General features: G+C 69.2%; 17 protein-coding genes. 4 read left to right on the top strand and 13 right to left on the bottom strand.

Annotated features, from left to right (window positions below; all coding sequences use genetic code 11):
- Positions 1-229 precede the first annotated feature (229 nt).
- From GT354_RS05715 to GT354_RS05700, 4 genes are all read right to left on the bottom strand, one after another.
- Positions 230-1,120 carry a CoA ester lyase gene (locus GT354_RS05715; RefSeq protein ID WP_161355072.1) on the bottom strand — a complete coding sequence of 297 codons (891 nt, stop codon included), beginning with the start codon at positions 1,118-1,120 and terminating at the stop codon, positions 230-232.
- Between the two features lie 91 nt (positions 1,121-1,211).
- Entirely contained in the window at positions 1,212-2,003 is a 792-nt protein-coding gene (locus GT354_RS05710) for an enoyl-CoA hydratase/isomerase family protein (RefSeq protein ID WP_161355071.1), read from the bottom strand.
- A 51-nt stretch (positions 2,004-2,054) separates the two neighbouring features.
- Positions 2,055-3,233, bottom strand: a complete 1,179-nt coding sequence (locus tag GT354_RS05705) for an acyl-CoA dehydrogenase family protein (protein WP_161355070.1) — start codon at positions 3,231-3,233, stop codon at positions 2,055-2,057.
- Positions 3,217-4,977 (bottom strand): CoA-transferase, encoded by a 1,761-nt coding sequence (locus GT354_RS05700; protein WP_161355069.1) that lies wholly within the window; start codon positions 4,975-4,977, stop codon positions 3,217-3,219. The genes GT354_RS05705 and GT354_RS05700 overlap by 17 nt, the downstream gene beginning before the upstream one ends.
- 178 nt (positions 4,978-5,155) lie before the next feature.
- Between GT354_RS05700 and GT354_RS05695 the strand changes: the two genes are divergently transcribed.
- Positions 5,156-6,331 carry a CaiB/BaiF CoA-transferase family protein gene (locus tag GT354_RS05695; RefSeq protein ID WP_161355068.1) on the top strand — a complete coding sequence of 392 codons (1,176 nt, stop codon included), beginning with the start codon at positions 5,156-5,158 and terminating at the stop codon, positions 6,329-6,331.
- A gap of 101 nt (positions 6,332-6,432) precedes the next feature.
- Here GT354_RS05695 and GT354_RS05690 read toward each other — a convergent pair whose 3' ends face one another.
- The 4 genes from GT354_RS05690 to GT354_RS05675 all read right to left on the bottom strand — a co-directional run bounded on the left by GT354_RS05690 (position 6,433) and on the right by GT354_RS05675 (position 11,887).
- Positions 6,433-8,679 carry a (Fe-S)-binding protein gene (locus GT354_RS05690; RefSeq protein ID WP_161355067.1) on the bottom strand — a complete coding sequence of 749 codons (2,247 nt, stop codon included), beginning with the start codon at positions 8,677-8,679 and terminating at the stop codon, positions 6,433-6,435.
- Positions 8,680-8,758: 79 nt separating this feature from the next.
- On the bottom strand, positions 8,759-9,721 hold the full coding sequence (locus tag GT354_RS05685) for an electron transfer flavoprotein subunit alpha/FixB family protein (RefSeq protein WP_161355066.1): 963 nt from the start codon (positions 9,719-9,721) through the stop codon (positions 8,759-8,761).
- 117 nt (positions 9,722-9,838) lie between these two features.
- A complete protein-coding gene (locus GT354_RS05680) occupies positions 9,839-10,621 on the bottom strand; it encodes an electron transfer flavoprotein subunit beta/FixA family protein (protein WP_161355065.1) in 783 nt (260 codons plus the stop codon).
- Between the two features lie 99 nt (positions 10,622-10,720).
- On the bottom strand, positions 10,721-11,887 hold the full coding sequence (locus tag GT354_RS05675; RefSeq protein WP_161355064.1) for an acyl-CoA dehydrogenase family protein: 1,167 nt from the start codon (positions 11,885-11,887) through the stop codon (positions 10,721-10,723).
- Positions 11,888-12,357: 470 nt separating this feature from the next.
- Here GT354_RS05675 and GT354_RS05670 point away from each other — a divergent pair, with 470 nt between their 5' ends.
- Both GT354_RS05670 and GT354_RS05665 read left to right on the top strand, forming a co-directional pair.
- Positions 12,358-13,227 carry a MaoC family dehydratase N-terminal domain-containing protein gene (locus GT354_RS05670; RefSeq protein WP_202511541.1) on the top strand — a complete coding sequence of 290 codons (870 nt, stop codon included), beginning with the start codon at positions 12,358-12,360 and terminating at the stop codon, positions 13,225-13,227.
- Positions 13,224-14,033 carry a CoA ester lyase gene (locus tag GT354_RS05665; RefSeq protein WP_161355063.1) on the top strand — a complete coding sequence of 270 codons (810 nt, stop codon included), beginning with the start codon at positions 13,224-13,226 and terminating at the stop codon, positions 14,031-14,033. Before GT354_RS05670 ends, GT354_RS05665 begins: the two co-directional genes overlap by 4 nt.
- Before the next feature lie 143 nt (positions 14,034-14,176).
- Here the strand turns inward: GT354_RS05665 and GT354_RS05660 are convergent, their stop codons facing one another.
- The 5 genes from GT354_RS05660 to GT354_RS05640 all read right to left on the bottom strand — a co-directional run bounded on the left by GT354_RS05660 (position 14,177) and on the right by GT354_RS05640 (position 20,477).
- Positions 14,177-15,373: a CoA transferase gene (locus GT354_RS05660; protein ID WP_161355062.1), complete on the bottom strand. Its 1,197-nt coding sequence runs from the start codon at positions 15,371-15,373 to the stop codon at positions 14,177-14,179.
- A gap of 71 nt (positions 15,374-15,444) precedes the next feature.
- A complete protein-coding gene (locus tag GT354_RS05655) occupies positions 15,445-16,629 on the bottom strand; it encodes a CaiB/BaiF CoA-transferase family protein (protein ID WP_161355061.1) in 1,185 nt (394 codons plus the stop codon).
- A 231-nt stretch (positions 16,630-16,860) separates the two neighbouring features.
- The gene (locus tag GT354_RS05650) at positions 16,861-18,024 is read right to left on the bottom strand and encodes an acyl-CoA dehydrogenase family protein (protein ID WP_161355060.1); all 1,164 of its coding nucleotides are present in this window, start codon (positions 18,022-18,024) and stop codon (positions 16,861-16,863) included.
- Positions 18,024-19,970: an AMP-binding protein gene (locus GT354_RS05645; RefSeq protein WP_161355059.1), complete on the bottom strand. Its 1,947-nt coding sequence runs from the start codon at positions 19,968-19,970 to the stop codon at positions 18,024-18,026. The genes GT354_RS05650 and GT354_RS05645 overlap by 1 nt, the downstream gene beginning before the upstream one ends.
- Positions 19,971-19,997: 27 nt before the next feature.
- Positions 19,998-20,477: a MaoC family dehydratase gene (locus GT354_RS05640; RefSeq protein WP_161355058.1), complete on the bottom strand. Its 480-nt coding sequence runs from the start codon at positions 20,475-20,477 to the stop codon at positions 19,998-20,000.
- A gap of 120 nt (positions 20,478-20,597) precedes the next feature.
- On the opposite strand from GT354_RS05640, the gene GT354_RS05635 reads away from it, so the two are divergent.
- Positions 20,598-21,305: a GntR family transcriptional regulator gene (locus tag GT354_RS05635; RefSeq protein ID WP_161355057.1), complete on the top strand. Its 708-nt coding sequence runs from the start codon at positions 20,598-20,600 to the stop codon at positions 21,303-21,305.
- Positions 21,306-21,431 lie beyond the last annotated feature (126 nt).

The following is a 21,431-nucleotide window of genomic DNA, read 5'->3' as shown; positions in this document are numbered from 1 at the left end:
GGGACCACATCGGAGCCGGGCCCACTCGGGATATATGACAGATAATATTTCTGTGCTGTTCACATGTCACCCCCTTCCAGGGCAACGATCGGGGCGCCGTCTCCGGCGGGCGCGAGCCGGTGACATCCGAGCCGTCCAGGTCCTTCAGCGGCTGCCGGCTCCTGCGGGCGGCATCCCCGCGTCGCCTCGCCGGGCGGGGATGCCGCCGTCACCCGGGCTCGGCCGCCTGTTACTCCCGGCCGATGGCCGCGGCGAGATCGAGTACGCCCTGCGCCGTCTTGGCGTGCGCGAGGTCGATGTGCTGCCCCTCGAAGTCGACGGCCGCGCTGCCCTGCGCCTCGGCCTCGCGGAAGGCCGCGATCATCCGTCGGTAGTGCTCCACGACCTCCGGAGCGGGCGTGAAGACCTCGTTCGCCAAGGCCACGTGCGACGGGTGGATGAGAACGATGCCGCGGTAGCCGAGTCGGCGATTGTCCTCGGCGAAGCGCCGGAACCCGTCGAGGTCGGCGATGTCCTGCCAGACCCCCGACACCGGGTGGTGCAGACCGGCCGCCCGGGCCGCGAGCACGATCCGGCTGCGCAGGTAGAGCGTCTCCAGGCCCTCGGGGGTGAACTCGAAGCCGAGTTCGCGGCCGACGTCGGCGTTGGGGCCGGTCGCGCCCAGCAGGCTGGAGATCCGGGGGCTCGCTGCCGCGATCTCTTCGCAGTGCGCCATCGAAATCGCGGTCTCGTAGCTGACGATGAGGCCGATCGAGCCCGCCTCGAGGCCTTCCCGGGCCTCGATGTGCGAGACGATCGCGTCGATGCGGACGATCTCCTGAGCGGTGAAGACCTTGGGCAGGAACAGTCCGGCCAGACCTGCGGTCACGACCTCCTCGACGTCGGCACCGAACAGACCGCTGTCGACGCTGTTGGGGCGCACCCAGATGTCGGCGCGCACGCCCTCCGCCCGCAGCCGCTCGATCGTCTCCCGAACGGTCTTGCGCGCGTCGGCCTTGTCCGCGGCCGGCACCGAGTCCTCCAGATCGAGGATGACCGCGTCGGTGCCCGCGGCGATGGCCTTGGCCGCCCACGTGGGCTTGTGGCCGGGGACGAACAGCATGGACCGGTACGGCTTCATCAGAGAACTCCTTGGGGCGGTGGGCACGGGTGAGTGGACACGGGTGAGTGGACACCGGTGAAGGGACACCGGGGAGTGGGCGCAAGCCCGATCAGAACGACGGCTTACGGCGCTCGCGGTGCGAGGCGAGCCCTTCCCGGACCTCGGGGCCGCCGAAGCCGTAGAACTCCAGGGCGAGCGAGGCGTCGAAGATGGATCCGGCGACCTGGCGGTACCAGTTGTTCAGGGACTGCTTGGTCCAGCGGATCGCGGTGGGGGCGCCCTGCGCGAGTTCCAGGGCGATCTCGCGCGCGGTAGGCAGGAGTTCGTCCTCGTCGACGCACAGGGACACCAGCCCGATCCGCTCCGCCTCCTCGCCGGTGAGCGGGCGGCAGGTCATCAGGTAGTACTTGGCCTTCGCCATGCCGCACAGCAGCGGCCAGCACACCGCCGCGTGGTCTCCGGCGGCGACGCCGAGCCTGGTGTGCCCGTCGATGAGCTTCGCCGTCCGGCTGACCACGGACACGTCGGCGAGGACGCCGGCCACCAGGCCCGCGCCGACGGCAGGCCCGTGCATCGCCGAGACGATCGGTTTCGAGCAGTCGATGACGTTGTAGACCAGGTCCCTGGCCTCGCGCATGGTGCGGGTGCGGGTGTCGTAGTCGTTGGTCAGTTTCTCGACCAGGTCGAAGGAGCCACCGGCCGAGAAGCCCTTGCCCTCGCCCCGGAGCAGCACGACCTTCACCCCGGGGTCGGCGTCGAACTCACGCCAGATCTCGGCCAGGTCCGCGTGGGCTTCCTCGCTGACCGCGTTGAGTTTCGGGGCGTCGAGCACGAGCTCGATCACCCCTGCCTGGTCCGGTCCGTCCACCCTCAGGTGGGCGAAGCGTGCGTAGCGACTCATTGCTGTGGTTCCTTTCGGATCTGCGCTCTACGGACGGGGCAAGCCCTGGAATCAGGCGCCGGCGGCGCGTTCCCGGCGCATGAGCTCGCGTCCGATGATCAGCTTCTGGATTTCGCTGGTGCCCTCGTAGAGCCGCAGCAGGCGCGCGTCGCGGTAGACCCGCTCCACTGCCGTCTCGCGCATGTAGCCGCTGCCGCCGTGCACCTGGACGGCGAGGTCGGCGACCCGGCCGGCCGCCTCGGTGCAGAACAGCTTCGCCGCGGACGGTGCGATACGGCGGTCGGTGCCGTCGAGGTAGTGCCGGGCGGCGTCGCGGGCCAGCGCCTTCCCGGCCATCACCAGCGACTGCTGCTCGGCCAACATGGCCTGGACCAGTTGCCGGTCGCCGGTCGGCACGCCGCCCTGCAGGTTGTGCGCGGAGTAGGTGACCGACTCGTCGAGCGCCCGCTCGGCCAGACCGACCGCCAGGGCGGAGATGTGCACCCGGCCCCGGGCCAGGACGGTCATCGCGGCCCGGAAGCCGGTCTCCACCTCGCCGCTGACCAGCGCGTCGGCGCCGACCCGCACGTCGTCGAAGTAGACGTCGGCGGTGCTCGCGCCCTCCTGGCCCATCTTGCGGTCCTTGGGGCCCACGGTCAGGCCCGCGGTGCCCGCCGGCACCAGGAAGACCGCGATCTTGCCCTCGGCCTCGGTGCCCTTGACGCGGGCGAAGGTGACGAAGAGGTTCGCCAGGGGCGCGTTGGTGATGAACCGCTTTCCGCCACTGATCGACCAGCCGTTCCCGGTCCACGTGGCGGTGGTACGCATGCCGGACGGGTCGGACCCGGCCTCGGGCTCGGTCAGCGCGAAGGAGGCGAGGCATTCGCCCTCCGCCATCGGCTCCAGCCACTGCTTCTTCTGCTCGGGCGTGCCGTAGCCGACGAGCACTTGGCCGGCGATGCCGTTGTTGGTGCCGAACAGCGACCGGAAGGCGAGCGCGGTGTAGCCGAACTCGAAGGCCAGATCCACATCCTGCGTAATGACCAGGCCCAGGCCGCCGTACGCCTGCGGCAGGGCGTAGCCGAAGAGCCCCATCGCCGCGGCCTTGCGGCGCAGGTCCTCGGGGATCGCATCGGTGTCGGCGATCTCCCGCTCCCGAGGGACGACCTCCTCGCGGATGAACCGCCTTACCTGCGTGCGGATTTGTGCGAAGTCCTCGGCGCCGACCGTCTCTTCAACGGGTGCGGACATCGGCCTTCCTTTCTGTGCCGGAAGCTGTGGGAGAAACCTGGGTGCGGGCGCGGCCGAGGAAGTACCCCTGGGGGTCGAAGGAGCGGAGTTCCTCGACGTCCGAGGCCGTGACCTCGCGGAGTTCGCGCAGGAGCGGGCTGACGGTCACGTCCCAGCCGCAGTGCTCCCGGACGCGGGCGATGCGGTGGGCCTGCGATCGTGGACCGGGTGCCACGTGGGTGAGGACGAGTTCCCCGTCTTCCTTCGACAGCACTCCGAGGTCGGTGACGACGGTGGTGACGCGTCCGCCGGGGCTGGTCACATAGCCGCACCGCTCGACGAAGCGCCGGCGGTCCATCGTGCCGACGACCAGGACCTCGTCCGCGTTGGTGATCACGTCGTTGCCGCCGCCGGACCCGACGAGGTAGGGGCCGCCGTCGATCCTGGTCGTGTTGATGTTGCCCTGCCGGTCGATCTGGGCCGCGCCGACGCAGGCGATCGAACGGAAGAACCGACCGTTGACCAGGCTTCCGAGGACCTGCTCGGTGTCGAGCAGCATGGTCGAGGACGGGAAGTTGGCGAAGCTGAAGATGAAGGGGTCACCGGGGGTGGGGGTGTAGTCCCACAGTCCCAGTTCCGCGGCGAGGGCGACCCGGTGGCCTTCCTCCTTGGCGCGTGCGACACCGACCCAGGCCGCGAGGTTCGCGAGGCCGGCTCCGGCGAGGACGGTGTCGGCCCCGGTCTCGGCGACGCGTCGGGCGACGAGATCGGCGAGCCAGACCGCCGCGCGTTCGGCGCCGGTCGGCGGCTCGTCCCGCCGTGTGCCGGCGGGCACGCACACCGGGCTCTCGGCCGCCCGGACCAGGTCTTCGAGCCGTTGCGGTCCGAGTTTCGCCAGGTAGGCGTCGTGGTCGACGGGCTCCAGGATCCATTCCTTGATCCAGTTGTCGAAGTCGGGCCGCCTGGTCGCCTCGCGGACGGAGATCCAATAGGGGACGTCCTCGACGTAGCCTTGGACGGGCAGCCTCGCCCCCGAGGGTCCCGGGTACACGCCGCCGGGGTGGGCTCCGAAGGGGGCTTCGACGATGCCCAGGACCCGGTGGGCGGGGATGCGCACCATCGTGGACCACGGGCGCAGGTCGTCGACGATCTTCTCGACGGTGGCGATCACGCCGCGCCGTGAGGCGAGGGCACCGACCACGCCCTCGAACATCGGCGGCGCGATCGCCAGGTTCCCCTGCCGGTCGGCCACTGCGGCGTGCACCAGCGTGACGTCCGGCACCAGGGGGGCGACCAGGCCGACTCGGCCGAAGTCGGTATCCACTTCCCGGTACGCGTCGTTCTCGACCATCGAGGAATCGCGCACCGATCCGGTCACGACCGCCGGAACACCGGTGGCCGCGGCACGGAGCCTTTGGATGTAGGTGAGGAAGGACCAGTTCTCGACCTCCACCGCGCCCGAGGCGTAGGCCTGCTGGAACACGGGGTTGGGGGTGAAGACGGGAAACGAGTCGCCGGAGTAGACGGTGACGACCTTCTTGAGGCTCCCCGATCGAAAGAGGACCGCGCCCAGCGAGGACAGGCTCGCCATGATCAGGGTGAATTCGGAGGGCTTCCCCCAGTGCTGTCGGGCGAGCTCCCGGATCAGGGCGCTCCAGCGGCTGTGCCCCATCATGACGTGTACGGCATCCCCTGGTTGCACATAGCGGGAGATCGCCTCGTCCAGCCGGCAGAAGTCCACAGACCGCCGTGCGGGTTCATCCATGTCGGGGTCTCCCTCTGTACCACTCGCTTGAGTTCACATATAATATATTCCTCATCTGTCGGAGGCAAGAAGAGGCGGGTCGCTGCGGCGACGAAGACCTCCGGACCTTTCGCAGGCAACACTTCGTATTTCTTACCCGTGACATCTGGCGACCGCACGAACGGAACGAGGCCCCCCGATGCAGCACAAGCCGCTCAGCGGTATCCGGATCCTGGAGCTGGGGGGATACATCTCGGCCCCCTACGCCAGCTCACTCCTGTGCGCACTGGGCGCCGAGGTGGTGAAGGTCGAGAAGCCGGGCACCGGAGAGGACTTTCGACGCCTCAAGAACGACCGCAGCCCGTACTTCATCCAGTACAACGCGGGCAAGCACAGCCTCGCGGTCGACCTCAAGACCCCCGAGGGCATCGAGCTGGTGAAGGCGCTCATCCCCCGCTTCGACGTGGTCCTGGAGAACCTGCGCGCCGGAAAACTGTCCGCCCTCGGTCTGGGACCCGAGGAATGCACCGCGCTGCGGCCCGACCTCGTGTACGCGTCCGTCACCGGCTTCGGCAACGGCGGCCCGCTCGCGCAACGACCCGCCTACGACACCATCGGCCAGTCGTCCGCGGGCCTGTACTCCCTGCTCAGCGACGCCGATTCCCCCCAGTTGTCCGGCACCATCCTCGCCGACCTGATCACCGGCGTCTCCACCGCCACCGGAGTCCTGGCCGCCTTGGTGGGCCGCGCCGTCACCGGCGCCGGTCAGCACATGGAGACCTCCGTCATGGAGGCGGTCAGCACCCTCACCGCCGACGCCGTCAGCCAGTACTTCGACGACGGGTACACGGACCCCAGCCGGCAGAGCCGGCACCCCCAGGCGCAGAACTTCTGCCTCAAGACCGCCGTCGGCGAGGACATCGCGATCCACCTGTCCTCCTCGCAGAAGTTCTGGCATTGCCTGCTGGAGGCGATGGGCCGACAGGATCTCGGAGAGGACCCGAGGTTCACCACGTACCCCGAGCGCGAGCGCAACTACTTCGAACTGGTGGAGGTCGTGCAGGCGGAATTCCTCACCCGACCGTCGGTCGAGTGGGAAAGGCGGCTCACCGACGCGGACGTCCCGTTCGCCCTCGTCCTCACCATGTCCGGCGTGATGAACCACCCGCAGACCAAGTGGCTCGAACTCTTCGAGCCGGAGGACAACGGCGTCTCGCTCCTGCGACCGCCGTGGCGATTCGACGGGGCCCGGCCCGATCGCGGCGGGGCCGCCCCGCGCGTCGGCCAGCACACGCGCGAGATCGCCGGCGAGGTGTACGACGCGTCGCGCATCGAGGAGTTGCTCGCTGCGGGGGTCCTCTTCGCGGATTCCTGAGGGAGGTGGCGATCGGGCGCCGCGCCGCCCACGCCGTACCTGTGCCGAATGTCCCCCGCCCACTTCGGGCGGGGGACATTCGGCGTTGGCGCGGGAGTCCGTTACCCGGCCGGGTCGGGAGCGGCCGGCTTCCTCACCGAGTCGAGAAGCAGTTGTGCCACGTCCACGACCTGGACGAACTCCTCGGCCCGGCCCTCGTTCTTCCTGCCGTTGACCGAGTCGGTCAGCATGACGAGGCAGAACGGGCACGCGGTGGAAACGATGTCCGGGTTCAGGGACAGGGCCTCGTCGACGCGCTCGTTGTTGATGCGCTTGCCGATCCGCTCTTCCATCCACATCCGCGCACCGCCGGCGCCACAGCAGAAGCCGCGCTCCTTGTGGCGGTGCATCTCCTGTTGGCGCAGGCCGGGGACGGCGGACATGATCTCGCGCGGAGGCGTGTAGATCTTGTTGTGCCGGCCCAGGTAGCAGGGGTCGTGGTAGGTGATCAGACCGTCGACCGGGGTGACCGGGACCAACGCGCCCTCGTCGATGAGGTTCTGCAGCAGGTGAGTGTGGTGAACGACCTCGAACTCGCCGCCCAGTTGCGGGTATTCGTTCGCGATCGTGTTGTAGCAGTGCGGGCAGGTGGCGACGATCCTCTTGGCCGACTTCGGCTTCCTCGTCGACTCGTCCTCGTCGTCCTCGCCGAACGCCGCGTTCAGCGTGGCGACGTTCTCCTGACCCAACTGTTGGAACAGCGGCTCGTTGCCCAGGCGACGGGCCGAGTCACCGGTGCACTTCTCCTCGCCGCCCATGATCGCGAACCTGACGCCCGCCATGTGCATCAGCTCGGCGAAGGCCTTGGTGGTCTTCTTCGCCCGGTCCTCCAGGGCGCCGGCGCAGCCGACCCAGTACAGGTAGTCGACTTCGGTGAGGTCGTCGACGTTCTTGCCGACGATCGGGACCTCGAAGTCGACCTCCTTGGTCCAGTCGACGCGCTGCTTCTTCGCCAACCCCCAGGGGTTGCCCTTGCGCTCCAGGTTTTTGAGCATCGTGCCCGCCTCGGAGGGGAACGCGGACTCGATCATCACCTGATAGCGGCGCATGTCGACGATGTGATCGATGTGCTCGATGTCGACCGGACACTGCTCGACACAGGCACCGCACGTGGTGCACGACCACAGCACGTCCGGGTCGATGATGCCGCCCAGTCCGTTCGGGCCGGCGTTCGCGGTGCCGATCAGCGGGCGTTCGGCTTCCGCGAGAGCCGCGGCCGGGACCCCGGCGAGCTGTTCCGGCGTCGCCTTCTCGTTGCCCTCCGCGTCCTTGCCACCGCCCGCCAACAGGTACGGGGCCTTGGCGTGCGCGTGGTCGCGCAGCGACATGATCAAGAGCTTGGGAGAGAGCGGCTTGCCCGTGTTCCAGGCGGGACACTGCGACTGGCAGCGCCCGCACTCGGTGCACGTGGAGAAGTCGAGGATGCCCTTCCAGGAGAACTGCTCGACCTGGGAGACACCGAAGACGGCGTCCTCGCCCGGATCTTCGAAGTCGATCTCCTTGCCTGCGGTCGTCATCGGCTGCAGTGCGCCCAGGGCGGTCGCCCCGGTCGCGTTGCGCTTGAACCAGATGTTCGGGAAGGCCAGGAACCGGTGCCACGCCACACCCATGGCGGTGTTCAGCGAGACCACGATCATCCAGATGAAGGACACGCCGATCTTCACCATCGCGACCAGCGGGACAAGGGTCTCCAGGGTGGGGAACGAGAGGCCCTTGAAGGCCGCCACCAGCGGGTACGAGGCGAAGTACCCGGCCTCGTAGTGGTCCACGTGGTGGATCGCGCCCTCCAGGCCGCGCAGCACGTAGATCGCCAGGCCGATGGTGAGGATCACGTACTCGACGAAGTACGCCTGCCATGCCGTCGAACCCGCGAAACGCGACTTGCGCCCGGCCCGGGAGGGGAGGCTCAGCAGGCGAATCACGATCAGCACCGCGATACCCAGGATCGTCATGACGCCGATGAACTCGGTATACATCTCGAACGGCGTGAAGTCGCCGATCACCGGCAGCGTGAACTCGGCGTCGAAGAGTTGTCCGTACGCCTGCGCCAGCGTGGGCGGCAGGGTCAGGAAGCCGATCGCGACGAACCAGTGCGCGAAACCGACGATGCCCCAGCGGTTCATCCGCGTGTGACCGAGGAACTCCCGGACCAACGTCACACTGCGCTGGTACGGATTGTCGGTCCGGCTGCCCCGGGGGACGGACTGGCCGAGCCTGAAGAACCGGACGAACCGGCCGACGGCGCGGGCGAGCAGCAGGACGCCGACCAAGGTCAGCGTCAGCGACACGCCGATCGCGACGAGTTGCATCAGCGGAACACCTTCTCATTCGTCCGCACCGGCCCGCCGGGCGATGAACCCGGCAGGCCGAGCGCGCGGGAGTGCGCGGTCAGCCCTGGTGGGCCTTGACCGCTTCGGTCAACTGCGGGACGACCTCGAAGAGGTCGCCGACCACGCCGTAGTCGACGAGGTCGAAGATCGGGGCGTCGGCGTCCTTGTTGATCGCCACGATGGTCTTCGAGGTCTGCATGCCGGCGCGGTGCTGGATCGCGCCGGAGATACCCGAGGCGATGTACAGCTGCGGCGATACCGACTTGCCGGTCTGACCGACCTGGTTGGTGTGCGGGTACCAGCCGGCGTCGACGGCGGCGCGTGAGGCGCCGACGGCCGCGCCGAGCGCGTCGGCGAGCGTCTCGATGATCGAGAAGTTGTCGGCACCGCCCACGCCGCGGCCGCCGGAGACGACGATCGCGGCTTCGGTCAGCTCCGGGCGGCCGGTCGATTCGCGCGGGGCGCGGGCGGTGACCTTCGTACCGGTGGCCTGCGCGGAGAAGGTGACGGCGAGTGCCTCGACCGTACCGGCGGCCGGGGCGGCTTCCACGGGCGCCGAGTTCGGCTTGACCGTGATGACCGGGGTTCCCTTGGAGACACGGGACTTGGTGGTGTAGGAGGCGGCGAACGCCGACTGCGTCGCGACGGGACCGTCCGCGCCGTTCTCCAGGTCCGAGGCATCGGTGATGATGCCCGAGCCGATCCGGGCTGCGAGCCGGGCCGCGATCTCCTTGCCTTCGGCGGAGGACGGGACGAGCACCGCAGTCGGGCCGACAGCCTCGTACGCGGCCTGCAATGCGTCCACCTTCGGGACGACCAGGTACTCGGCGAACTCCGGCGCGTCGGCGATCAACACCTTCACCGCGCCGTGCTCGGCCAGGACCGCGGCAGTGCCCTCGGCGCCGTTGCCCAACGCGACGGCGACGGGATCGCCGAGGCGGCGGGCCAGCGTCAGCAGCTCCAGGGTGGGCTTGTGAACGGCTCCGGCGACGTGGTCGACGTAAACGAGAATCTCAGCCATGGGAATGCAACTCCTAGCAATGTGAACGGACTTCGGGCTCGCGAGACTGTGTCCTGGACGAACTTTCGCTCCGCGAGACTGTGTCCTGGACGAACTTTCGCTCCGCGAGACTGTGTCCTAGACGAACTTTCGCTGCGCGAGGAAGGCAGCGAGCTGCTTGCCGCCCTCGCCCTCGTCCTTGACGACCGTGCCGACCGTGCGGGCCGGACGCTCCGCCGCCGAGTCGACCGCGGTCCACGCGCCGTTCAGGCCCACTTCCCCGGCCTCGATGTCGAGGTCGGCGAGCTCCCACGTCTGCACCGGCTTCTTCTTGGCGGCCATGATGCCCTTGAAGGACGGGTAACGCGCCTCGCCCGACCGGTCCGTCACCGAGACCAGCGCGGGCAGGGATGCCTCCAGTTGCTCGGTGGCGGAGTCGGTGTCGCGGCGGCCCGTCACGCGTCCGTCGTCCACCGAGACCTCGGAGAGCAGGGTGAGCTGCGGGACTTCCAGGCGCTCGGCGAGGATCGCCGGCAGGACGCCCATGGTGCCGTCGGTGGAGGCCATACCGCACACGACCAGGTCGTATCCCGCCTTCTCGATCGCCTTTGCCAGCACCAACGAGGTACCCATGACGTCGGAACCGTGCAGGTCGTCGTCCAGGACGTGGATCGCCTTGTCGGCCCCCATCGCCAGTGCCTTGCGCAACGCGTCCGTGGCGTCGTCGGGGCCGACCGTGACCACGGTGACCTCGGCGTCGTCCCACTCCTCCGCGATCCGCAGCGCCTGCTCGACCGCGTACTCGTCCAGCTCCGACAACAGGCCGTCGACGTCGTCGCGGTCGACGGTCAGGTCGTCGGCGAAGTGCCGATCGCCGGTGGCGTCGGGCACGTACTTCACACAGACAACGATGTTCGCCATGAGGGCGCTCCTGTTTTTCCTGGCAGCCCTCGTCCGGGCCGCCTGCTTGACTTGCCCGCTCCACCACTGCCGTGGTGGAGCGCCGCTTTCCGCGTACCGTCAGGCGTCGAGTCCGCCACGCTTGACGAGTTGGCTCGCGATCACGTTCTTCTGGATTTCGTTGGTGCCCTCGCCGACTATCATCAGCGGGGCGTCCCGGAAGTAGCGCTCGACGTCGAACTCGGTCGAGTAGCCGTAACCGCCGTGGATCCGAAGCGCGTCGAGTGCGATCTGCATGCCCGTCTCGGAGGCGAACAGCTTGGCCATGCCGGCCTCCATGTCCACCCGACGGCCGGCCTCGGCCTCGCGCGCGGCGTACAGGGTGAGTTGGCGGGCGGCGGTCAGCTGGGTGGCCATGTCGGCGAGGTAGTGGCCGATCGCCTGGTGCTGCCAGATGGGCTTGCCGAAGGACTCGCGCTCCTGGGCGTAGGCGAGGGAGTCCTCCAGGGCGGCCCGGCCGACACCGAGAGCGCGGGCCGCGACCTGGAGACGGCCGGTCTCCAAACCCTTCATCATCTGGGCGAAGCCCTTGCCCTCGACCCCACCGAGGACGGCGTCGGCCGGGGCGCGATAGTCGTCGAAGGCCAACTCGCAGCTCTCCACGCCCTTGTAGCCGAGCTTGGGCAGGTCGCGGGAAACCGTGAGTCCGGGACCGTGCTCGACGAGGAGGATCGAGATGCCCTGATGGGCGGGATTCGCGTCCGGGTCGGTCTTGCACATGAGCGCGATGAGCTGCGCGCGCCGGGAGTTGGTGATCCAGGTCTTCGAGCCGTTGATCAGGTAGCCGTCGGCGTCCTTGCGGGCGACGGTACGCATGGCCTGCAGGTCGGAGCCGCCGCCGGCTTCGGTCAGCGCCATGGTGCCCCGGACCTCGCCGGTGGCCATCCTCGGCAGGTAGCGACGCTTTTGCTCCTCGGTGCCGAAGTGCAGCAGCAGCTTGGCGACCACGGTGTGGCTGCCCATGGCGCCGGCCAGGCTCATCCAGCCCCGGGACAGTTCCTCGGTGACCAGGACGTAACAGGGCATGGAGACGGCGTTGCCGCCGTATTCCTCGGGGATGGCGAGCCCGTAGATCCCGAGCTTCTTCATCTGCTCGATCAGCGCTTCAGGGTAAGTGTTGGAGTGCTCGAGTTCCCGGACGACGGGCTTCACGTCCTTGTTGACGAACTCGTGCACCGTCTTGACGACGAACTGCTCGTCCTCGGAGAGGGCGTCCAGGGTGCTCACATGTGCTCCTCGTGTTTCGGGGTTTTCGGTGCCGCGACAAGCGGTCGGTCGTTCCGGGTCGGACGGCGCCCGCGGCTCGCTGTGCCTCGATTCGGGCCGCGGTGTGGGCGAGTTCGGCGAGACCCCGTTCGGTGTGCTCGCCGAGGGCCGGCACCGAGTTGCCCGACAGCGTCCCGAAGGACGGGTGAGACGGGGCCGATCCGGTCGACGTGCCGATGATCGACGCACGCGACCTGCGGATCGCACTCGGGCATCCGGTCATCCTCCCGACAAGGCTGTCATATTTTTTATATTATACTTGTCAACCAAGGAGTAAGGGCAATCGACCGCACCGTTCGCGCCCGCCGGCGTCGGAGCCGGGCCGGCTGCTGCCCTTGCGCCCCCGGCACGCCCTCATCACGGCTCTCTATCACTCAGGGCCACGCATCATTGCGCATGGTGGAGGCTCTCGAACCCTGTCAAGGAGAGGCATGCAGATCATCCCGAGCGGGCTGAGTCCGTACGTGCAGTCTTGGAGTCCGCAAGCCACCACGGACGACGACGTACTGTCCCCCGGCCCGGTCGCCGCGCTCTCGGCCGTCCTCGACCTGCCGCACCCCGTCTCGGGGGCCGGTGATCCGCTGCCACCACTCTGGCACTGGCTGTACTTCCTGCGGTGGCCCGCGCAGCAGGACCTGGGCTCCGACGGACATCCCCTGAACGGCCACTTCCTGCCGCCCATCCCCGACCGCCAACGGATGTTCGCCGGCGGCCGCTGCCTGTTCACTCGGCCCCTGGTCGTCGGCGAGCCGGTCCGGCGCGTCAGCAGCCTGAACTCGGTGACGACCAAGCAGGGTTCGACCGGGGAAATGCTCTTCGTCACGGTACGCAGCGAGTTCCTCCAACAGGGCCAGACGTGCGTGGTGGAGGACCAGGACATCGTCTACCGGTCGGGACGCAGCGCCGGCGGGCACCCGGCGGAACTCGACACCGCCGCCGCGGCGCGGTCCGGACAGGAGTGGCAGTTCCCGCTGGACGTGGACCCCACCATGCTCTTTCGTTTCAGCGCGCTGACCGCGAACGCACACCGCATCCACTACGACATGCCCTACGTCACCGACCGGGAGGGCTATCCCGGACTCGTCGTCCACGGCCCGCTCTTGGTGCTCGCGATGCTGGAGCTCGTACGTCGCAACTCCCCCACCCGTCCCGTCCGTTCGCTGTCCTACCGACTGCGGCGCCCGGTGTTCGCGGGCGAACGCCTGCTGGCGTCGGGGGCACCGACGGATCAGGGGGCCGCGCTGCGGATCGCGACGCACCGCGAGGAGCGCCACGCGACGGCGGAGGTGACCTTCGTATGAGCCTGTTCGTGAGCCGCGTCGAAGCGGCGCGCAGTCTGCTGTTCGTGCCCGGCGACCGGCCGGACCGGTTCGACAAGGCCGTCGCCACGGGCGCGGACGCGGTCATCGTCGACCTCGAGGACGCCGTAGCGGCACCGGACAAGGATCGCGCGCGCGACCACGTCGCCGCGTGGCTGGGCGCGGGCCACAGCGCCGTGGTCCGGATCAACGCGCCCGGCACGCCGTGGAGCGACGACGATCTGGCGATGGCGATCGGCTTCGGCATGCCCGTGATGGTGCCCAAGTCCGAGGACCCCTCCATCCTCGCGGTCGTCGCCCATCGTGCGGCCGGGAAATCCGCGCTGATCCCCCTGGTGGAGACGGCGGCAGGCATCGAGCGGGCGATGGAGGTGTGCGCCACCGCCGGCGCGGTACGGGTGGCCCTGGGCAATGTCGACCTCGCCGGGCAACTCGGGGTCGCCCACGACGACCACACGGCACTCGCGTATGCCCGTTCCCGGCTGGTCTCGGCGTCGGTGGCCAGGGGTCTGGGCGCCCCGGTGGACGGGGTCACGACCAACGTGCGGGATCTCGACGTCCTCGCCGCGGACATCGACCACGCGCGCCGGCTCGGCTTCACCGGGAAACTGTGCATCCACCCCGCGCAGGTCGCCGTTGTGGCGGAGCGGTTCGCGCCGACCGCGAGCGAGCGGGAGTGGGCGCGGGCCGTGCTCGCCGCGGGCGAATCGGTCACCGTGATCGACGGGCACATGGTCGACAAGCCCGTGCTGGAACGGGCCCGCCGGATCCTCGCCGCCGACGGCTGAGTACGACACTCCGCCGTCCGTCCCACCACTCGACGGACCGCCTGTCGCGCGACTGCGCACCCTCGTGCTGGATTCCTTTGCCCCGCACGCACTGAACGCGTCGTCCCGGCCTCGTGGGGCCGGGCCGACGCGTTGTCGACGGATCAAGCGCCGGTAGAACCCTCGCGGTCCCCCGCCGACGGCGGCAGCTCCGCGTTGTGTTGACCGACCGTCGGGGACGGCAGCGGTGGCAGCCGCACACCGTCCACGACGATCGGGGACTTCGGGGCCAGGTGCGGGCCCACACCGGGCTGGTCGACGACGGCGAACAGGTCACGCTTGCGCAACTCGGCACCGCCGTGGCGTCCGAGTTCCGCGAAGCTCCGGTAGCGCTCCCACAGAATCCGGTGCTCGTCCAGGAGCCGTGCCACCTCGGCGAACGGCGTCGCGGCGAACCAACGCGCCAGCAACGTCGAGATCAGCTCGCGGTGTTCGTAGCGCTGCGACTCACCGGAGAAGTCGATACCCAGGGCGTTCGACAGGCCGTCGAAAGCGGCCGTCAGTCCGGTCGCGGCCAGCAGTTTGGCCCAGTGTCGCTTCGTCAGGACCACTACCATCACCCGCTCCCCGTCCGCCGTCTCGAAGTCGCGGCCGTACGTGCCGAAGACGTCGTTGCCCGACTTCCCGCGGTCGTGGGTGGTGACCTGCGCCTCGGCGAGATATCCGAGGTTCCCCGCGGTGGCGAGCGCGACCTCGTCGAGCGCGACGCGGATCGCCCGGCCCTGTCCGGTCAGCAGCCGGTCGCGCTCGGCGGCGAGCAGTCCGATCGCCAGGTACAGACCGGCGGCGATGTCCCACGCGGGGAGCACGTGGTTGACCGGCTCCGCGCGCTCCGCCGGGCCGGTGACCAGCGGGAATCCGGTTCCGGCCTGGACCGTGTAGTCCACCCCCGCGCCCCCGTCGGCCCGTCCCTGCAGCAGGACGTGGATCACGTCCGGGCGGCGGGCACTGAGCTCCGGGTAACCGAGTTCCGGGTATCGGTCGCTGTTGCTCACCACGACACACGGGCCGCCCCGGACGATCAGGTCCGCCACTCTCGCGCGTTCGCGCGCGGACGCCATGTCGACGGCGACGGCGCGCTTGCCCTTGTTCAGGCCCGCCCAGTAGAGGCTGGTGCCGGAGTCCGCCAGCGGCCATCTGGTGCGGTCGGCCGCGCCGCCGAGGGGCTCGACCCGGAGGACGTCGGCCCCCAGTTGGGCGAGGGTGAGCCCACACAGCGGAGTGGCCACGTAGCTCGACACCTCGACGACCCTGAGGCCGGACAACAGCCCGTTCTGCGGCGGTCGTTCCACGGGGGGCATGGCCGTCCTTTCGGCTTCGACGCAAGCGCCGGCGCACGGTCGCGCGCACACGGAACTCGGAGATTTTCGGTTCAGGAGGAAGAGGCGGTTGCCGGGGCATGGCCGCGGTGGTCACCCGCGGAGTCGGCCACCGGGGCCGCCCGGGAGTTCCAGGACTCGATCAGCCGACGCACGTCCTCGGGCTGCGAGTTCGGCGTCGCGGGCCTACGCCCGGGTGTGCGGCTCAGGCGTGGCGCGGGCGACGGGTGAAGCACACCCTCGACGCGCTGGAAGACCCGACGGTGCGCATTGTGGGGATCCTCGGCCGCTTCGTCGAACGAGAGCACGGGCGTGACACAGGCGTCGGTGCCGGCGTAGACCTCCGCCCACTCCGCGCGCGTCCTGGTCGCGATCGACGCGGCGATCAGTTCGCGCAGCCGCGGCCAGCCGCTGCGGTCGTCCTGATCCGGCCAGTCGCCGACGTCCACGCCCAGGCGCGAGACGAACTCCCGGTAGAAGTCCGGCTCCAGCGCCCCGACCGCTAGGTAGCCACCGTCCTTGCACGAGTACGTGTCGTAGAACGGCGCCCCGGAGTCGAGATAGTTCGTTCCGGGCACGTCGTCGTAGAGCCCGGCGGCCCGAAGCCCCTGGAGCTTGGCGGTCAGCAGCGCCACACCGTCGATCATCGCGGCGTCCAGGACCTGCCCGCGGCCCGACGTCCGCGCCTCCAGTACGGCGCACACGATCCCGAACGCGGCCAGGGTTCCGCCGCCCGCGTAGTCGCCGAGCAGGTTGATCGGCGGGCGGGGGGCTTCGCCGACCCGAGCCATGGCGTGCAGCGCCCCGGATTGCGCGACGTAGTTGATGTCGTGGCCGGCCGTCTTGGACAGCGGTCCGCTCTGCCCGTATCCGGTGAGGCGGGCGTACACCACGGCGGGGTTTCGCCCGAGTACGGTCTCCGGCCCGAGGCCGCATCGTTCGGCCACGCCCGGTCGGTAGCCCTCGACGAGGACGTCGGCCGCCTCGACCAGGCGCAGGACCGACTCCACGCCCTCGGGGGCCTTCAGATCCAGGGTGACGGTGTCCACGCCCCGGTTGGCCAGGTCGTGCTCCTCGCGCAGGCCGTCGGTCTGACTCAGGGCGCGGGAGACCCGGTTGGCCGGCCGGGTCACCCGGACGACGTGGGCACCCATGTCCGCGAGGAGCATGCACGCGAACGGAACCGGGCCCATTCCGGCGAGGGCGACCACGCGAACGCCCGCCAAGGGCCCGCTCATCCGAGATCACCGGCAACCGGCCTGTGCCGCTCGTCCGTGCCCAAACCGCCGGCCGGTAGGCGGACCGCTACCTCACGCATGTCTTCCTCACGTTCTTTCGGATCGCCTGCGCGTCTGGGGAATCCCCTGCGCGTCCGGCGCGGACTGCGGAGTACCTGCTCCGGGTTCCGCGCCGAACGGTCGTTCCTCGCGATCGGGCCGCGGGGGGTCGCTCCCCCCGACGACACTCGGTCAGTAGGACCTGGGGAGGTTGAGCGCCTTGGCGGAGATGTAGTTGAGCACCATCTCCTGGGAGAACGGCGCGATCGGCAGCAGGCGTGCCTCTCGCCACAGCCGCTCGATGTGGTACTCCTTCGCGTACGCGAAGCCCCCGTGGGTCTGCATCGCGCGGTCGCACGCCTGGAAGCCGGCCTCGGCCCCGAGGAACTTCGCGGCGGCGGCCTCCTTGCCGCAGGCCTGCTCGGCGTCGAAGAGCCGGGCGGCGTTCATGCAGACGAGTTCGGCCGCCTCCAGGCGTATCCACGAGTCGGCCAACGGGTGGGCGACGGCCTGGTTCTTGCCGATGGGCCGGTCGAACACGACCCGCTCGTTGGCGTAGGTAGCGGCCAGGTCGAGCGCGGCACGGCCCAGACCGACGCCCTCCATGCCCACCACGATGCGCTCGGGGTTGAGGCCGTCGATGAGGTAGCGGAAGCCTTGGCCGACCTCGCCGACCACCTCGTCGTCGCCGACCTCCAGGTTGTCGATGAACAGCTCGTTGGAGTCGATCGCGGCGCGGCCGAGCTTGTCGATCTCGCGCACGGTGATCCGCGAGCGGTCCAGGTCGGTGAAGAAGAGCGACATGCCGTCGAGCGGCTTGCTGTCGTCGCGCGGCGAGGTGCGGGCGAGGAGCAGGATCTTGTGGGCGTTCTGCGCGTTGGTGATCCAGACCTTCTGGCCGTTGATCACCCAGCCGCCGTCGACCTTGTCGGCCTTCGTCCGGATGCGGGAGGTGTCCACTCCGGCGGTGGGTTCGGTGATGCCGAACGCCATGAGCATTTCGCCGGTGGCCAGCTTGGGCAGGTAGCGGCGCTTCATCTCCTCGGAGCCGTATCGCAGGATCGGGGCCGGCGGGAAGACGTAGAAGTGGATGGCCGAACCACCGCTCATGCCGGCCCCGGACTCGGCGATCTCCGTCATCATCAGCGCCGACTCGGTGAGGCCGAGCCCCAGGCCGCCGTACTCCTCGGGGATCATCGCGCCGAGCCAGCCCCCGTCGGCGAACGCCTTGACGAACTCCCAGGGGTATTCGTGCTTCTTGTCCTTCTCGCGCCAGTACCCCAGGTCGAAGCGGCGGGCCAACTCCCGCACCGACTTTCGGATCAGCTCCAGGTCGCCGGGTTCGGTCACGGCCATCACTTCTCTCCTTCGTGCACAGGGATGTCTTCCAGGGGGGTCGCGGGGTCGAGTGAGGACATGTCGCCCGGCGAGCCCCCCAGATAGCGGGCGCGGATGGCGCGGCGCATGATCTTGCCGTTCTTGGTCTTGGGCAACGTCGCCACGACATGCAGCGTCGGGGCGAAGGAGCGGCCGACGTTGTGGACCGCCGTGGCGGCGAGGGCCACGTGGTCGACGTCGGGGTCGTTCGGCACGACGAAGGCCACCACGCGCTGCCCGCGCTGTGGGTCGGGGATTCCGATGACGGCGGCCTCGGCGATCCTGCGGTCCTTGAGGAGGGACGTTTCGATCTCGGCGGGGCCCACCCGGCGGCCGGATACCTTGATGACGTCGTCGGATCGGCCGTGGATCCGCCAGGTGCCGTCGCTGTCGACGGCGGCGAGGTCGCCGTGGACCCAAACCCCGTCCCAGCGGCTCCAGTAGGTCGCCAGGTAGCGCTCACGGTCCTGCCAGAAGGCGTGGGTCATGCCCGGGAAGGTGTTGAGCACCGCGAGTTCGCCGATCTCGCCCACGACGGGTTTGCCGTCCTGGTCGAGGACGGCGACGTCGATGCCCGGCAGCGGCCCGTTGAACGACGCCGGGTCCATGGGCAGGAACGGGAAGCTGTTGAGCAGTCCGCCGCCGACTTCGGTGCCGCCGCTGTAGTTGACGATCGGGCGCCGGCCCTCGCCGACGGTCTCGAACAGCCAGCGCCAGGTGGGTTCGTCCCAGGCCTCGCCGGTGGAGACGAACGAGCGAAGGCTGTCGAGGTTGCCGAACGTGGTGTCGCCGGCGGCCATGACGGCCCGAATGGCGGTGGGTGCGACACCCTGCACGGTGACGCCGTTGCGCTCGACGATCTCCCAGAACCGCGCGGGGGTGGGGTGGTTGGGCACGCCCTCGGTGAAGACGACGGTGGCGCCCAGTTGCAGGCCGCCCATGATCAGGAGTGGGCCGACCATCCAGCCCATGTCGCTGATCCAGGCGATGACGTCCTCGCTGTGCACGTCGAACCCGTAACCGAAGTCCGAGGCGGCCTTGACGGCCAGGCCCGCGTGGGAGTGGACGATGCCCTTGGGGGCGCCGGTGGTACCGGAGGTGTAGACGATGACCAGCGGGTCGTTGGGGTCGGTGGCGACCGTGTCGACCGGGGCCGGGTTCGGTTCGAGTTCGTCCCAGTAGAGGTCCCGGCCCTCCCGCATGGAGACGCCGTCGGCGAGGTGGCGAACCACCACGGTGTGTCGGACGGAGGGCGCGGACGCCAGTGCCTCGTCGGCGGTCTGCTTCAGCGGCACGCGCTTGCCGCGGCGGGTGGTCCCGTCCGCGGTGACGAGGACGACCGCCTCCGAGCCTCGCAGCCGAGTGGCGAGCGCCTCGGAGCCGAAGCCGGTGAAGGCGGGAACCGAGACGGCTCCGATCATCGCGCAGGCCAGGAAGGCCACCGTGGCCTCGGGGACGACCGGCAGGAAGAGAACGACCCGGTCGCCGCGCGTGACGCCGAGACCGGCGAGGTTGGCCGCGAACCGCCGTACGTCGGCGTCCAGTTGCGCGTAGGTCAGGGTACGCCGCCGGCCGTCGTCGCCCTCGTAGACCACGGCGGTCTTCTCGGCGAGCGCACCGACCGCGTGGCGGTGGGCGCAGACCTGTGCCGCGTTGAGGATTCCTCCGGGGAACCAGCGCGGGAACGGCTTGCCCTCGCGGTCGTCGAGGACGCGCTCGAACGGCTTCGTGAAGGTGATGTCGAGGTCCTCGACGGCGGCCCGCCAAAACCACTCGGGATCGTCGACGGACGCCCGGTGCAGGTCTGCCGGCGTTTCGTAGCCCCAGCGCCGCATGGCCTTCAGCAGGCGACTGCGCTCGCGTTCGGCTTCGCCGGGCACCCACACCGGGGTTCTCGACGAACCGAACAGGCTCGTGTTGCCCATACCGACTCCTCTCGGTGAGTCGCGTCCTCAGGAGGCCGCCGTCGTCGCCTTCTCGGCCGCGGACCGCTTGAGCATCAGACCGACGCGGGTCGCGTCGCAGACGATCTCGTCGCGCTGGTTGATGCCGTAGTGCCGGAAGGTGACGATGCCGGAGTCGGTGCGGCTCTTGGACTCACGCTTGTCGACGATCTCGGTACGCACGTGGATCGTGTCGCCGTGGAAGACGGGCTTGGGGAACTTGATCTCCTGGAAGCCGAGGTTGCCCAATGTGGTGCCCTGGGTGGTCTCCGGGACCGAGATGCCCGAGACGAGCCCCAGGATGAAGAGGCTGTTCACCAGGCGTTGGCCGTGGATGCTGTTCTTGCTGTACTCCGCGTCCAAGTGCAGCGGCGCCAGGTTCAGCGTCAGGGTGCTGAAAAGGACGTTGTCCGTCTCGGTGACCGTTCGGCGGTTGACGTGCTCGATGACGGCACCGGGTTCGAACTCCTCGAAGTAGAGGCCGGCCATGGGAGGTCCTTTCGCTATGCGCTCCTGGTAACGCGAAGATACGGAATATATTATGTATACGCAAGCGCCGTCGCAGCTCACAGGGGTGCTCGGCGATCCGGCGGGAAGGGCGGAAAGCTCATGGCAACCAACGAGGGGGACACCGTGCGGGCTCGACCGCACGGAAGGCGGTCCCTCCCCGCCGAAGTGGCGAGCCACGTACGCGAACTGATCATTTCGGGGCAGGTACGGCCGGGCGAGTTCCTGCGCATCGAGCGCGTCGCCGAGGCCGTCGGCGTCAGCAGCACGCCGGCGCGCGAAGGCCTGCTCATGCTCAAGAGCGAGGGTCTCGTCCGACTGGTCCCCCGCCGCGGCTTTGTGGTCGCGCCGTTCACTCGGCAGGACGTCCGGGACCTGTTCTGGGTCCAGGCGCAGCTCTCCGCGAGGCTGGCCGCTCGCGCGGCGCAGCGCATCTCACCGGCGAGGCTCGCTCGATTGGAGGCCACCCTCGGCGCCTATCAGGAAGCCGTCGACGACGGCGCGACCGACCGCGTCGCCGACCTGGGCCACGCCTTCCACCGCGAGATCAATCTGACGGCGGACTCGCACCGGCTCGCCCTCTTGCTCGGCTCGGTCGTCAAGCACCTGCCCAACCGGTTCTACGCCGCTATCGAGGGCCAGGTCGCCGACACCCGGGTCGAACATCCGCTCCTTCTGGACGCCCTGCGGCGTCGGCAGGCACACCGAGCGAGCGTGCTGATGGAACGTCATATCCTGGCGGGTGCCGATCGGCTCGTCGAGGTGCTCGAGGAGCGGGGGCTCTGGCGCGATCGGGAACGGTCGCCCTGACCGAGTGCCGTGACGTCCTTGTCCGGCGGTCGGTGGACCCCTCGATCCGGGTATATATTTTATTCCAGACTCGTTCATGCGTTCATGTCAACTGACCGGACTGAAACACGGAGCGGTGGTCGGCGG

Origin of the sequence: Streptomyces sp. SID3343 (genome assembly GCF_009865215.1) — a bacterium.
Taxonomy (GTDB): domain Bacteria; phylum Actinomycetota; class Actinomycetes; order Streptomycetales; family Streptomycetaceae; genus Embleya.
This window is presented reverse-complemented; position numbering and strand designations above follow the sequence as displayed.